Here is a 13,020-nt window from a genome sequence, read left to right as displayed (position 1 = left end):
GTAGCGGCTTAAATCACGGAATTCGTTGGTGTTTCGGGGTTTGTCCGGTAGGCTGAAAGCAATAAACCTGAGGAGTCTGCTTATGGAAATGCTTTCCGCCCTCGAACAAAGGGTGATTGGCTGCCTGATCGAAAAACAGGTTTCCACCCCCGAAGTGTATCCGCTTACCCTGAATTCGCTGGTCAATGCCTGCAACCAGAAAAGCAACCGGGACCCGGTGCTGAGCCTGGACGAGAAGGCGGTGCAGTCGGTGCTGAATACGCTGATTGCCCGGCGTCTGGTGAATAACATGGCGGGCTTTAATGCCCGTGCCGCCAAGTATCAACACCGTTTCTGCAACACCGAATTCGGTGAATTGCAGTTCAGCCCGGGAGAGCTGGCCATCGTCTGCGAACTGCTGCTGCGTGGCCCCCAGACCCCGGGTGAGCTGCGCAGCCGAACCCCGCGCCTGCATGCCTTCGACGACGTGACCCAGGTGGAAGCCTGCCTGCAAAGCCTGGCCGACAAGGGCCCCTTCGTGGTCAGGCTGCCGCGCCAGCCCGGCAAGCGGGAATCCCGCTACGCCCACCTGTTCGGCAATACCGACTACGCCGCGCTCGATGCCGAGCAGGAGCCCGGCGGCCAGGACCGGGAGGCCGAGCTGCAGGCGCGCATCCATGAGCTGGAAGCGCAAGTGCAGCGCCTGCAGGCGCGCATCGCCGAGCTGGAAGGCTAGAGGACTAGCGTACGAACAGCTGGTCGGCCAGATCCCGGGCGCCCTCGGGCAGGCCGACCTGCTGTAACCACAGCCGGCCTTGTTCATCCAGCACCGTGATGGCATTGGAGTGGGAAATCTCGCCGTCGGCCTGCCCCATGTACTGGATATTGAGCGCCATGGCCAGCTCGCGCACGTTATCATCGGTGCCGCTCAGCAGGGTCCAGTGTTCATCCAGGCCGCGCTGCTCGGCGAAATGCCGCAGCACCCTGGGGGTGTCCCGCCCCGGGGTGAGCGACACCAGCACGAAGCCGAGTTCGGCCTGCTGCGCCGGGGTCAGCACTTTCTGCACCGCCTGCAGGTTGGCCACGATCACCGGGCAGGCGGTGGCGCAGTCGGTATAGATAAAGCCCAGCAGTTGTTTCTTGCCGGCCAGCTCCCGCAACTGGAGCCGTTCGTCCCGGCTGTCCTGCCAGGGGGCATCGAGCTGGTAGACGGAGTCGCCGGGCAGGGCCGCCTGGAGGTTAAAGGCGGCCAGCCAGATCAGCAGTAGCCATGGTTTCATCGGTTATCTCCTGTGCACAACGAAAACCCAGGTTGCCCAGGGTATAGGGGGCCTTCAGGCTGGAACGAAAGCCGAAACGCATAAAGGCGGCATAATCGGACGGATCGGCGCTGCCGGCGGCGCCGGAGCCGCAGAACATGGCCCCGTCCAGGCTGCTGTCACCGCGGGATTCGCCGGTGACCAGGGTGGAGTTGAAATCCCGGGTCCATTCCCACACCAGGCCGTGCAGATCCTGCACCTGCCAGTAATTGGCCGGACCCTGGCCGACCTCGGCCAGGCTGGCGGTGGCGGGGCGGGCATACCAGGACAGGATACGCCGGTTGTAGCCGGGTTCGCTGCTGCCGTTGGCGGCCTGCTCCGACGCCTGGGCGGCGAACTCCCACTCCGCCACCGTCGGCAGCCGCTTGCCCTGGGCCTGGCAGTAGGCGCTGGCCGCGAACCAGGACACATGGGTGACCGGCTGGGCTGCCAGCGCGGGGGAGGGCTGCTCCCCCGGCCAGTGCCTGAGGTAGTTGGGCTCGGCGAAGAGGGCGGGAAGCCGCCCTTTTTGCCAGCGGGGATGGGCGGCCACGAAGTCGGCGAACTGCCGGTTGGTGACCGGGGTGACATCCAGCCGGAACGGTGCCACCCGGGTGAGCGGGCTGTCCTTGCTGAGATACAGGGGCCGGACCTCCCCGCCGGGCAGGTCGGCCATCTGCAGCGCCGCCAGGACCAGCAGCAGCGCCGGGTTCATCAGTGGGCGCTCCCTTCCATCACTATGGCCTTGCCTTCCTCGCGGCGCTTGGCGACCTGGGCGGGGGTGATTTCGCCCCCCTGGTTGTCCCAGCTGTTGAGCACATAGGTCAGCACGTTGGCGGCATCCTCGTCGGACAGGCGCATGCCCGGCATGATGCTGTCGTAGGCCTGGCCGTTGACCTTGATCGGACCCTTGAGACCGTGCAGTACCACGTCGATGGCGCGGATCGGATCTTCATTCAGGTAGTCGGAGGCGGCCAGCGGAGGGAAGGCGCCGGGAATGCCCTGGCCGCTGCCCTGGTGGCAGGCCTGGCAGTTGGCTTCATAGGCGCGCTTGCCGTACAGCATCTGCTCCTCCTTGTTCTTGGCGGTAACCTTGGGATGACCGTTGGGAATGCTCTGCACCGCCGAGCCCTCGGGCAGATAGACGTTGTCGGCCACCTTGCCGGAATAGACTACCTTGTCCTCGGGGCCGTCCACCTGCATCATGCCGAGCGCGCCCTTGTTGAAGGCGCGGAAGATGGAGTGGTCCACCAGGATGAAGTTGCCGGGCACGTCCAGCTTGAATTCCACGGTGGCGGCGCCGCCGGCCGGCACCAGGGTGGTCTGCACGTTGTGGTTGACCAGGTCGCCGCCTTCCACATAGACCTTGTCGAAGATTTCGCCGATGACGTGGAAGGAAGACACCAGGTTGGGCCCGCCGTTGCCCACAAAGAGGCGCACCGTTTCGCCCACGTTGGCGGTCAGCGCCTTGTCGCCGTTCAGGGCCCCCACGGCGCCGTTGAACACCACGTAGTCCGCCTGCTCCTTGATGGCCTTGTCCATGTCGAAGGGCTGCAGGCCCTGCTCACCGTAGGCGCCCTGGGTATAGAAGTCGCCCTGCATCACATAGTATTCCCGATCCACCGGTGGCAGCCCTTCCTTCGGCTCCACCAGGATCAGGCCGTACATGCCGTTGGCCACGTGCATGCCCACCGGCGCGGTGGCGCAGTGGTAGACGTAAAGGCCGGGGTTGAGCGCCTTGAAGTTGAACACCGAGGTGTGGCCGGGGGCGGTAAAGGAGGCCGCCGCACCGCCACCGGGGCCGGTGACCGCGTGCAGGTCGATATTGTGGGGCATCTTGGAGTCGGGGTGGTTGGAGAGGTGGAACTCCACTTCATCCCCTTCCCGCACCCGCAGGAACTGGCCCGGTACCGAGCCGCCGAAGGTCCAGAACATGTAATCCACGCCGTCGGCGATTTCCATCACTTTTTCCACGGTTTCCATCTTCACCACCACCTTGGCGGCGTGATCCCGGGTGATGGGCGGCGGCACCAGGGGCGGGGCGGTGAGAACGGCTTCTTCCACCGGCAGGGTATTGGCCTGCACGGACAGGGCGAAGGTCATGCCGAGGGCTGCGACTAACTTGCTCACTTTCATGGGATGCTCCCTGCGCTTGGCGCTTGTTGTTGATTGGTTTTAATCTGTATTTCATATGTAAGTTTGGTTGTGGCATCACCAAACGGGGCTGATTTGGATCAATAAAGGTCGCTATACCTCCCTGGAGGGAGGCGGCGGTGTGCAATTTATCGACATGGCGCACAGTTTTGGCGGGAAAGGCGTGGAGTGTTTCCTGCCCCTTTTTTTTCGCCGGAAAGGCCTCGTTTGAGCTTTGTCGGCAGGGCAGGCGTCAGGAGCTGGCCCTGGCGAGCGCATGGCCGCTGTTGTCGGCGGCCATTCGCTCCTAGAATCCGCCAAGGCGTTCCCGTTGGGAGGAGCGTCATCCTGTTATAGAAGGAGTGAAGGATGAAGAAAGCCAGCATGATCACCGCGGCCTGTACCCTGTGGGCCTTGTCTGGTGCCCTCTATGCCCAGGAAGCCCCCCTGGTGGAAGAAACGTCGATAGAGGAAACCCTGGCGGAAGAGCCGGCGCCCGAGCAAACGGAAGAAGTAACCGAAGGCGCCGTGATCCACGCGGCCAGTGCCGAGACCCTGCAGCGGGTATATGACAAGCTGAGCATCAAGGTGGAGGAAGGGGAAGCGTCCGAGCAGGCCCTGGAGGCCATAGCACACGCCCAGCAGGTCAGCCAGACCGGCGCCATCACCTCCGCGGCGGCCAAGGCGAAGGAGTCGGGCCAGGAGAATGGTATCGGCGCCCAGGGTGAAAGCCGCTCCTCCATGGGCGCGGCCAACAGTGCCGGCCGAGGCGGCAACGGCGGCGGTAACGGCGGCGGTAACGGCCGGGGCTGAGTCCTTTTCCCCCTTTTCATCCTCTGAGCAAGCTGTCAGAATAGGCCCCTCTTGGGGGAGTAATCGTTCGGTGCCCACCGAAACCACTGTCAACAATCTCTGAGCCGAAGGCTTATGGCAGTGGTGTCCTGATGGATTGATGAGACCTGAGACAGCGTGACTTTCCGGGCGGGACGTCACGAGGTCTCCGGTATCCATGATCCCGCCCTGAAGAGCGCCTATGAAACACAACACACCCTTCTGTTTTTTTGTTACCCCGGCCCAGGGGGAAACCTGCTCATGCTGATGTCGTTAGCCGCCATTGCTCTCGGCCTGGCCGTGCTGGTCTGGAGTGCCGACCGTTTCGTGGACGGCGCCTCGGCCACCGCCCGTTATGCAGGCATGCCCCCCTTGCTGATCGGCATGGTAATCGTCGGTTTCGGTACCTCGGCACCCGAGATTGTGGTGTCCATCATCTCCGCCCTGGAAGGCAACCCCGGCCTGGCACTGGGTAACGGCTATGGCTCCAATATCGCCAATATCGGGCTGATCCTGGGGATAACGGCGTTGATAAGCCCCATTACCGTGCATTCCCAGGTGCTGCGCAAGGAGCTGCCGATACTGCTGCTGATCACCCTGCTTTCCCTCGGCCTGTTGTGGAACGGCTGGCTTGCGCGCGGCGATGCCCTGGTGTTGCTGGGGGTGTTCGTGTTGCTGATGGGCTGGAGCATCTGGCAGGGCCTGCGCGACGGCAACGATGCCATGGCGGCGGATGAAGCCAAGGCGCTGGATGAAAACCAGATGAGCCTCAAGCAGGCACTGTTCTGGCTGGTGGCCGGCCTGCTGTTGCTGATCATCAGCTCGCGCATCCTGGTGTGGGGCGCGGTGAACGTGGCCCAGGCCTTCGGCGTGAGCGATCTTATCATCGGCCTGACCATAGTGGCGGTGGGCACTTCGTTGCCGGAACTGGCGTCGTCCATCGCCGCCATCCGCAAGAACGAGCACGATCTGGCCATCGGCAACGTCATCGGCTCCAACCTGTTCAACACCCTGGCGGTGGTCGGGCTGGCCGGTGTCATCCATCCCCTGGCGGTGGCGCCCGAGGTGATCAGCCGCGACTTTATGGTGATGGGTGCCCTGACCCTGTCGCTGTTCGTGCTGGGCTACGGTTTCAAGGGCCGCCAGGGCCGCATCAACCGTTATGAAGGCGGCCTGCTGCTGCTGGCCTACGGCGGTTACACCACCTGGCTGGCGCTGGGCGTGCTGGGCGCCGCCTGAGCCGGAGGCTAAGGGCCCGATTCTTGCGAGCCCGGCATAGGCCGGGCCTGCTATTTCTATCAGTGTGGTGGATCTGTCTACTCTCGCTTTGCAAATCCGTGGTCCGTAAAGAGAACGGCTGAATCCTCCGAACGGCATTACGGGGCCCACATGCGTACTCGGGACAATGACATGATCTGGAACCGTAATTTAAAGGGAGGCAACAATGGCAATCACAGAACAGGATAAACGGCATCTGCGCCGTTGTGTGGAACTGGCGGCACAGGCGCTGGCGGCCGGGGATCAGCCGTTCGGCTCCGTGCTGGTGGGAGCGGACGGTAGCGTGCTGGCGGAAGATCGCAACCGCATCCACAGCCGCGAGCCCACCTGGCACCCGGAAATCGCCCTGGCGCGCTGGGCCGCCGGGCACCTCACCGAGCAGGAGCGGGCCGCCGCCATTCTCTATACCTCGGGTGAGCACTGTCCCATGTGCTCCGCCGCTCACGCCTGGGGGGGGCTGGGGCGCATCGTTTACGCTTGCTCGGCCGAGCAGTTCGGCCAGTGGTGCCAGGAGTGGGGCCTGCCGGCCTCGCCGGTCGCGCCGCTGTCCATCCATCAGGTGGCGCCGAACATAGCAGTGGACGGCCCCGAGCCCGAGCTGGCGGCACAGCTGCGCGAGCTGTACCGGCGTTGTTTTGGCATTGAGAGCAAGGACTAGGCTCAGCTTCCGCTTGAACTATCCCATGTCGCCCCCGCGAAGGCGGGGGCCTATTCTTTTTACCCCTTCAACACACTGAACTCCTTGAACAGTCGCACCGGCAGCGGGTGTTCCAACTGCCAGGTGATGTTCATCGGCTTGCTGCCATGGTAGCGAACGAAGCGCACTGGGCCGCAGGCACGGTAGGGGGCATTCTTGTCGATGCGCACAAACAGCTGGAAGCGCCAGCCATTGTGCCCGCTGTCGATATAGCGGCGACCGGTCGAGGTGTGGGGACCGGCGCTGTTCTGGGATTGCCAGTGGAACAGGCTTTGGCTGATGGCGTAATCGTGATAGGCCACGCCCTCGTGCAGGGAGGTGCTTTTATCCAGGGTGACAAACAGCAGCTCGGTTTTACATGCTTTTAGCACTAGTACCCCGGCTTGGAAAGGGGTGCGTTTTTCCGCGGTCAAAAAGCCCACGGCGGTGAGGATTTCCCGGTTGTGGTAGGCTGCATGCAGCTTAAGAGGGGTATGCTCCAACCCTGGCAGGGACGGGTATTGATGCTGGGTCCTGGCATCCAGGTAGCGGCTGAGCTGGGCCAGTTCATCACACACCGCCGGCGCCTGGGCCAGCCGTTCGAGAAAAGCCTGGGCCGAGCCGGTCTGGCTTTGTTGGCCATCGATTTGATAGGCCAGCATCTGTAGCCGCTGTCGGCGTTGCTCATCGTCGATGACGTATCGGGCCCGCTGCTCGGCTACCTGGCCGAACAGCTGTAGTTGTTCCGGATCGTCCAGGTGCAACAGGCTGCTCAGGCGGCGGCTGAAGTAATGCTCCTCGGGGTTGGCTTCTCCCGGTAATAAACCCGCATCCCGTTGCAGATTGGTCCAGCCGCTGTTGTTACCGCCGCGATAGATATCGTCCAGTTCCAGTTGTTGATCGCGAAGAAAATCCCCAAGCGCAACCCGGCGGTTGCCGGTTAGGCTGACATAGGCGTGCAGCTCTTGCTGCAGTCGGCGCCAGTTCTGGTTCAGCGCCTGCTTCAGGCTGGCCAGAATATGTTCCCGGGCTTGCTTTTGCAGCTGGATATGGCAACCGCTGGGCAGGCGAGCAAAGCCGTTTTCTATGCAGCCGATGACCTCACGGCGCGACAGGCCGGTAATGGCGCCGTAGAGCAGATCGAAACGGAACCCTTCTTTATGCTGGCCGACAAAATCCAGGATCAGACAGCTTTCCTTGCCCTCGAACAGGCGCAGCCCCCGGCCGATTTGTTGCTGGAACAGGGTGGAGCTCTGTGTGGGCCGCAACAGCAGCAAGGTATCGACAAAGGGCAAGTCGACCCCTTCGTTATAGAGGTCGACCGTCACCAGGGCGTGGATCTCACCGCGCTCCAGTTGCCTGGGCAGATCCCGCCGCTCCTTGGCCGCGCTTTGCCCGGAGATCACCCGGGCGAGGATGCCGGCTTGCTCAAACTGGGTTGCCATAAATTCGGCATGGGCAATGCTCACGCAGAACACCAGGGTTTTGCTCCGGCGAGGATCGTCTACCAGCTGTTGCCAGGCGCGGATCACGGCGGCGGCACGTACCTGGTTGCCGGTTAGCAGCGTATCCAGGGCCTTGAGTTCGTTGGCCTGCTGCCAGGGAATGCCCCTGTAGTCGGTGTCATCGTCGCAGGCGTAATATTCAAAGGGCGCCAGCAGTTGCAGATCCAGCGCCTGCCACAGGCGCAGCTGCGCCGCCGGTGAGCCATCCGGCCGGTTATCGAAATGGCGCAGGATATTCTTGCCGTCGGCCCGCTCGGGGGTGGCAGTAAGGCCCAGCAGGCATGCGGGTCTGAGGGTGGAAAGCAAAGTGTCGAAGCTGTTGGCCTCGATATGATGGCATTCGTCGACGATCACCATCTGCCAGTAAGCGGCGCTCTGGTGGGTGACCAGCTTGCGGGCATTGAGGCTCTGGATGGTGGCAAACAGGTGTTGATCCTGCTCGGGTTGGTGCTCGCCGGTAAAGAGATCGCCGAACTCCGGCTCACGCAATACCAGCCGAAAAGTACGCAGGGCCTGCAGTAGCAGCTCTTTGCGGTGGGCGATAAACAATAGCCGTGGCCAGCCCCCCTGCTTGCGGGCCAGACGGCGGTAATCGAACGCCGCCATCACGGTTTTGCCGGTGCCGGTGGCAGCCACCAGCAGGTTACGCATGCGGCCATGTTCCCGCTCGTTATCCAGCTGTTCCAGAATATCCAGTTGAAAAGGCTTGGGCTCGATATCGAAGAAAGTAGGCGTGGCGATCAGATCCCTGCCTGATTCCCGTTTCAGCGCCTTTTCCAGCTCGTCACGGTGCGTCTGATTGTCCGGGTTATAGGGTTGGAACTCGCCGTCTTCCCACAGGGTTTCAAAATGCGCCTGGGCCCGTTGGAAGAGCAGGTTCTGCCCTTTTTCGGTGAATTTGACCGTCCATTCCAGGCCGCCCATCAAGGCGGCGCCGGAGAGGTTGGCGCTGCCCACATAGGCTGAGCCGAAACCGGTGTCCCGCTCGAAGATCCAGGCCTTGGCATGCAGGCGGGTGCGGCGGCCGTCGAGTGATACCCGGACTTCGCAGTGAGGCAGTCGGGCCAGCATATCTAGCGCCTTTTGCTCGGTCGCACCCACATAGGTGGTGGTCAGTACCCGGATCCGGGCCTGGCTGGCGCCCCCAGCATCGGTGCTGGTGATCCGTTTGAGCACTTCGATGATTTTGCGCACCCCCGATACGGTGATAAAACTCACCAGAATATCCACGTTGTTACAGGAGGCCAGTTCGGCGGTCAGCTCATGCAACAGGGCGGGGGAGTCCTTGCCGGCGGTAAACAACCAGGGCTGTGCCAGGCCGATGGTCGGCAACGCTGGCTTTCGTTGGGCAGGATAAAGCGAGCGCAGCACCTGGGGCGGCGTGCACAGCAGATCGGGCTCTTCGGCCTGGTTCAATCGCTGACGGGAATATTGCAGTATGTCGTTGATAAGCTCAGCCTGCGCTTTCACCTTGGCTTGCTTGTCACCCGCAACTTCAGCCAGCAGCTGCGACAACTGCTCGGCCAGGGCATCGGCCAGACGCTCGTGGCTGAACGCCGGGTTCAGCGCTTCGGGCTCGGCATAAAGCCCGGATCGTTCCAGCGCCGCCGCTATCCCTTGGGTGGTCAGCAGATCGTAGAGTCCCTGTGCCAGCGGTGTTTTCATCCTGTTCCTTATTATTCTGCGACCACCGCCCTGAACCGGGCAAAGGGTTTCATATCAAAGGTGGCGGCCAGATCCTCATAAGCCGGGTTGGTGGCATGTAGCCGATAGCTGCCGTCCGGATTTTTGTTAATCACCCGCAACAGGTATTGGCTGTCGCCGGATTCGTCCTGCCGTTCTATGGCCAGGGTCTGGCCGCTGATGCTGCCGGCGGCGTCGGGCCTGATCCATTCCAGCAACAGCAGATCGCCATCCTGTATCGGCTGTTTGCCACCGTTCATGGAGTAACCGCTGGCCCGGGCCAGAAAGTGGCGACTAGGATCGAGCCGTCCGTAATGGTCCGGCATCGGCACCATCTCGGCGTAGTCACCGCTGCCGGTCTTGAAATGGCCACAGGCAATTTTCAAGTCGGGAAAACAGAATAATTTGATGGCCTCTGCCATTGGTGTGCTGACGCTGTTGGTCGCTGGCTGTTTCGCTTTCGCAAGCTGCGGTGCCTTGCGCCGGCGGTATTCGGCCAGGCGCAGATCCACCAGTTCCTGCATCATTTGGTGCAGGGTCTCCAGCTCCGCAACGGGCAGGGCAAAACGGGGGCAGAAGCGGTCGTCTTTCAGCTCGAACCAGTAATCGGCTTGCGATCCTGGGGTGCCGCCGGTGCTGAACCTGACAGGGTTGCCTTGCCAGTAGCGCAGCCAGGCGCTGGAGTCGGCGGTCATGGCCTGCTGGGCGGGTGGTAGATCGAGTTGCAGCAGATCGGGATGGCGTTCCAGCACATAGCGGGATTGTTCGGCCAGTGCCGCTAGGGTAGGCGGCTGGCGCAGACCGTCCAGCTCCAGCAGGGCCTGCAGCAATATCGCCTTGAAGCTCTTGGTCAGGGTGGTGGTTTCAATGCCGGTCCGCAGAAAGTCCCGCAACTCGGCCAGCACCCGGCCGGCCGCTTCCGACAGCTCGCCTTCGTCGTGCAGCAGTTCGAACCAACTGCCATGCTGCCGACGCAACTTGGCAAAATCCAGCCCGGCCTGGAAGGCCTGCACGGCGGAAGGACGATATCCCAGCTCCTCCTTCAGAGCCCGGTAGTCGTCCACCATCTTCAGTCGATGGCCCCGACGCAGTTGCTCGAGCAAGGGGAGCAGCGCCGGATCCAGGTTGATATGACAGCCGTCGGGCAGCTCGGGCCGCTGACTGGCGCGGATGGCGCGGTCGTCGTCTTCCAACAACTGTTGCAACAGATAGGGTTTGAACAGGCAGGCCCGGTGGTTGCCCACCAGATCGACCACCATCAGTTGCTGTTTGCCCGGGTGCAGGCGCAGGCCGCGACCCAGTTGCTGCAAAAAGACGATGCGCGACTCGGTGGGCCTCAACATCAGCAGGGTGTCGATGGCGGGCAGATCGGTGCCTTCGTTGAACAGGTCCACCGAGAAGATCACCTGCAGGGTGCCGCTTTCAAGCTCGCGCAGGGCCTGGTTGCGCGGCATCTCGGAGTGGGAATGGATGGCAACGGCGCGGATGCCGGCCTCGATGAATTCCTTGGCCATAAAGTCGGCGTGGGCGCGGGAAATGCAAAACGCCAGGGTGCGTTGCTGGGCATGGGCGCGCCAGTGCCTGAGGGCGTGCTGCGCTCGCCGGCGGCTGGCAAAGGCATGTTCCAGCGCGGCGGGATCGAAACGGCCGTTGCGCCAGGGGATGTGAGCATAATCGATGTGCTCGTCGAGGATCCCCTGATAGATAAAGGGCGCCAGTTGACGGGCCTGGATGGCATCGCGTAAGCCCCGTTCGAACACTAGGTTGTCGTCGCACAATGCTAGGATATCGGCTTGGTCGGTGCGATCCGGCGTGGCGGTCAGGCCCAGCAAAAAGCGGGGGCGAAAGTGATCCAGCAGGCGGCGATAGCCAGTGGCGGCGGCATGGTGAAATTCGTCGACGATGATGTAGTCGAAGTGATCCGGCGCGAAATTGCGCAAGTGTTCGGCCCTGCCCAGGGTTTGCACCGAGGCGAACAGCCAGTCGGCCTGCTCCTGCCGTTTGCCGTTGTAGATCCCGGTGTGGGCCTCGGGGCGCAACCGGATAAAGGTCTGCTGGGCCTGCTCGATGATCTCGTCCCGGTGTGCCACAAACAGCAGCCGCCGGGCCTGTAACTGGCGGGCATCGAACGCCGCCAGCCAGGTTTTGCCCAGGCCGGTGGCCATCACCACCAGGCCTCGCTTGAAACCCTGGCTGCGGCTGGCCTGTAGTGCTACCAGTACTTCCTGTTGCACGTTGTTGGGAATGGGGGGTTCGCGCAGGGTGTCGGCATCGCTATCGGCGTCGCCGCTGAGCGCGCGCAATCCGGTCAGCGGACTATGCCGGTAGCGTTCGATATAGCCGTCTATCCAATCGTGGCTGAGTGTCGTTACCCGGTGGTCCCGTGCCAGTTGCTCCATCTGTTCGGCCAGTTCCAGCAGGCTACGGGCCGACTCGCCGGTTGCTTCGTCATCCACCCTGAGCGACCAGTTCCACTCCAGGGATTCGGTCAGCGCCGCCCGGGATATATTGCTGGAGCCCACAAAAGCGTGGCCCCTGAGCCGGTGGCCTGCCCGCTGATGAATACAGAGATAGGATTTGAGATGAAACCCCGGGTTGCCCGCGCTCTCGTAGATCAGCACCTCGGCGCCCCGTTCCGCCAGCAGCATCAGCCGGCGCAGGGCCACCGGCTCGGTGACGTCCAGGTAATCGGAGGTGACGATGCGCAGCCTTACCCCACGCTCTCGAGCGTCGCTCAGGGCCGGCTGCAGCAATTCGAGGCCGCTCAGGCGGATAAAGGATACGCAGATATCGATACGGCCTGCGGCGCCGGTGGCGTTGATGGCATCGAGCAGGGGAGCGAGCAGCGGCTGCTGGAAGCTGATGTCGCCGCTGCTGCCGCCGGGGATCAGGTGCAAGGCGGTCATGACGGCTCCTTGACCAGCAGGGCGTTGAGCCAGCGCTCCTGCTCCCGGCCCGGACGTAGATCGCTGGTTTGCCACATTGCTTCAAGGCGTAACGGCAAGCCCGTCAGCAACTGGGCCAGGCCGGTTTCGGTCATATTGGTGAAGGTGCGGCCGTCGCGGCGGATTTCGCCGTCGCCGTACTTGAAGGAGCAGTAAAACACCCCGTCGGGGTGCAGCATGTCGGTCAGGTGGGCCATGACGCCGGGCAATTTCGCCAGCGGTACATGCAGCAGGGAGGCACAGGCCCAGATGGCATCAAACCGGGATAGGCCGCTAAACTCCTCGAAACGGCATACCGCGACCGGTAGACAGGTCAGTTGCCGGGCCAGATCGGCCAGGGCGGGGCTGGCATCGAAGGCTTCCACCGCAAAGCCCTGGTGAAGGAAATAGCGGGCATCCCGGCCCGAGCCGCATCCTGCGTCGAGGATCCGGCCGCCCTTGGCGACATGGGGCAGAAAACGGCCATAGAGGGACGCCATATCGACGGAAACCGTATCCCGGTAGAAGCTGAGGGCGTTTTGCTGATAAAAATCCACTGGCCGGCACTAATAGTAAAATCAATGATGGTTCAGTACCTTATCAGAGTTCCTGCGTCGGCACAGCTCTTGGCTGCCGGCGTGGAGTTGGTAGCCCAACTGCTCTGCTCGGATAAGGGCTATAAACCGCCATATCTTTTTCGGATAATTCGAATA

10 protein-coding genes are annotated in these 13,020 nt (G+C 62.5%); 4 read left to right on the top strand and 6 right to left on the bottom strand.

What is annotated here, in order from left to right; translation table 11 throughout:
* Nucleotides 1-82 precede the first annotated feature (82 nt).
* Complete coding sequence (locus JKV55_RS14685) at nt 83-715, top strand: YceH family protein (RefSeq protein WP_202087249.1); 633 nt, start codon at nt 83-85, stop codon at nt 713-715.
* Nucleotides 716-719: 4 nt separating this feature from the next.
* On the opposite strand, the gene JKV55_RS14680 is transcribed toward JKV55_RS14685, so the two are convergent.
* Genes JKV55_RS14680 through nirK form a run of 3 tightly spaced genes read right to left on the bottom strand, consistent with a single transcriptional unit; the run spans nt 720 to nt 3,413 of the window.
* A complete protein-coding gene (locus JKV55_RS14680) occupies nt 720-1,259 on the bottom strand; it encodes an SCO family protein (RefSeq protein WP_202087248.1) in 540 nt (179 codons plus the stop codon).
* A complete protein-coding gene (locus tag JKV55_RS14675; protein WP_202087247.1) occupies nt 1,219-1,992 on the bottom strand; it encodes a formylglycine-generating enzyme family protein in 774 nt (257 codons plus the stop codon). The genes JKV55_RS14680 and JKV55_RS14675 overlap by 41 nt, the downstream gene beginning before the upstream one ends.
* Entirely contained in the window at nt 1,992-3,413 is a 1,422-nt protein-coding gene (gene nirK / locus JKV55_RS14670; RefSeq protein ID WP_202087246.1) for a copper-containing nitrite reductase, read from the bottom strand. The genes JKV55_RS14675 and nirK overlap by 1 nt, the downstream gene beginning before the upstream one ends.
* Nucleotides 3,414-3,779: 366 nt before the next feature.
* On the opposite strand from nirK, the gene JKV55_RS14665 reads away from it, so the two are divergent.
* The 3 genes from JKV55_RS14665 (at nt 3,780) to JKV55_RS14655 (ending at nt 6,177) form a co-directional block, all read left to right on the top strand.
* Nucleotides 3,780-4,223 carry a hypothetical protein gene (locus JKV55_RS14665; RefSeq protein WP_202087245.1) on the top strand — a complete coding sequence of 148 codons (444 nt, stop codon included), beginning with the start codon at nt 3,780-3,782 and terminating at the stop codon, nt 4,221-4,223.
* A 279-nt stretch (nt 4,224-4,502) separates the two neighbouring features.
* Entirely contained in the window at nt 4,503-5,480 is a 978-nt protein-coding gene (locus JKV55_RS14660) for a calcium/sodium antiporter (RefSeq protein WP_202087244.1), read from the top strand.
* A gap of 205 nt (nt 5,481-5,685) precedes the next feature.
* Nucleotides 5,686-6,177, top strand: a complete 492-nt coding sequence (locus JKV55_RS14655) for a nucleoside deaminase (RefSeq protein ID WP_202087236.1) — start codon at nt 5,686-5,688, stop codon at nt 6,175-6,177.
* A 59-nt stretch (nt 6,178-6,236) separates the two neighbouring features.
* Here JKV55_RS14655 and JKV55_RS14650 read toward each other — a convergent pair whose 3' ends face one another.
* The 3 genes from JKV55_RS14650 to JKV55_RS14640 are packed head-to-tail and all read right to left on the bottom strand — an operon-like array spanning nt 6,237 to nt 12,864.
* Complete coding sequence (locus tag JKV55_RS14650) at nt 6,237-9,365, bottom strand: DEAD/DEAH box helicase (RefSeq protein WP_202087235.1); 3,129 nt, start codon at nt 9,363-9,365, stop codon at nt 6,237-6,239.
* A gap of 11 nt (nt 9,366-9,376) precedes the next feature.
* Nucleotides 9,377-12,289 carry a DEAD/DEAH box helicase family protein gene (locus JKV55_RS14645; protein ID WP_202087233.1) on the bottom strand — a complete coding sequence of 971 codons (2,913 nt, stop codon included), beginning with the start codon at nt 12,287-12,289 and terminating at the stop codon, nt 9,377-9,379.
* Nucleotides 12,286-12,864 carry a class I SAM-dependent methyltransferase gene (locus JKV55_RS14640; RefSeq protein ID WP_369409657.1) on the bottom strand — a complete coding sequence of 193 codons (579 nt, stop codon included), beginning with the start codon at nt 12,862-12,864 and terminating at the stop codon, nt 12,286-12,288. Before JKV55_RS14640 ends, JKV55_RS14645 begins: the two co-directional genes overlap by 4 nt.
* Nucleotides 12,865-13,020: the final 156 nt, after the last annotated feature.

Source organism: Zobellella iuensis (assembly GCF_016746085.1).
In the GTDB taxonomy this organism is placed as follows: domain Bacteria; phylum Pseudomonadota; class Gammaproteobacteria; order Enterobacterales; family Aeromonadaceae; genus Oceanimonas; species Oceanimonas iuensis.
Note: the sequence above shows the minus strand (reverse complement) of the source record. Positions and strands in the feature narration are given on the sequence as shown.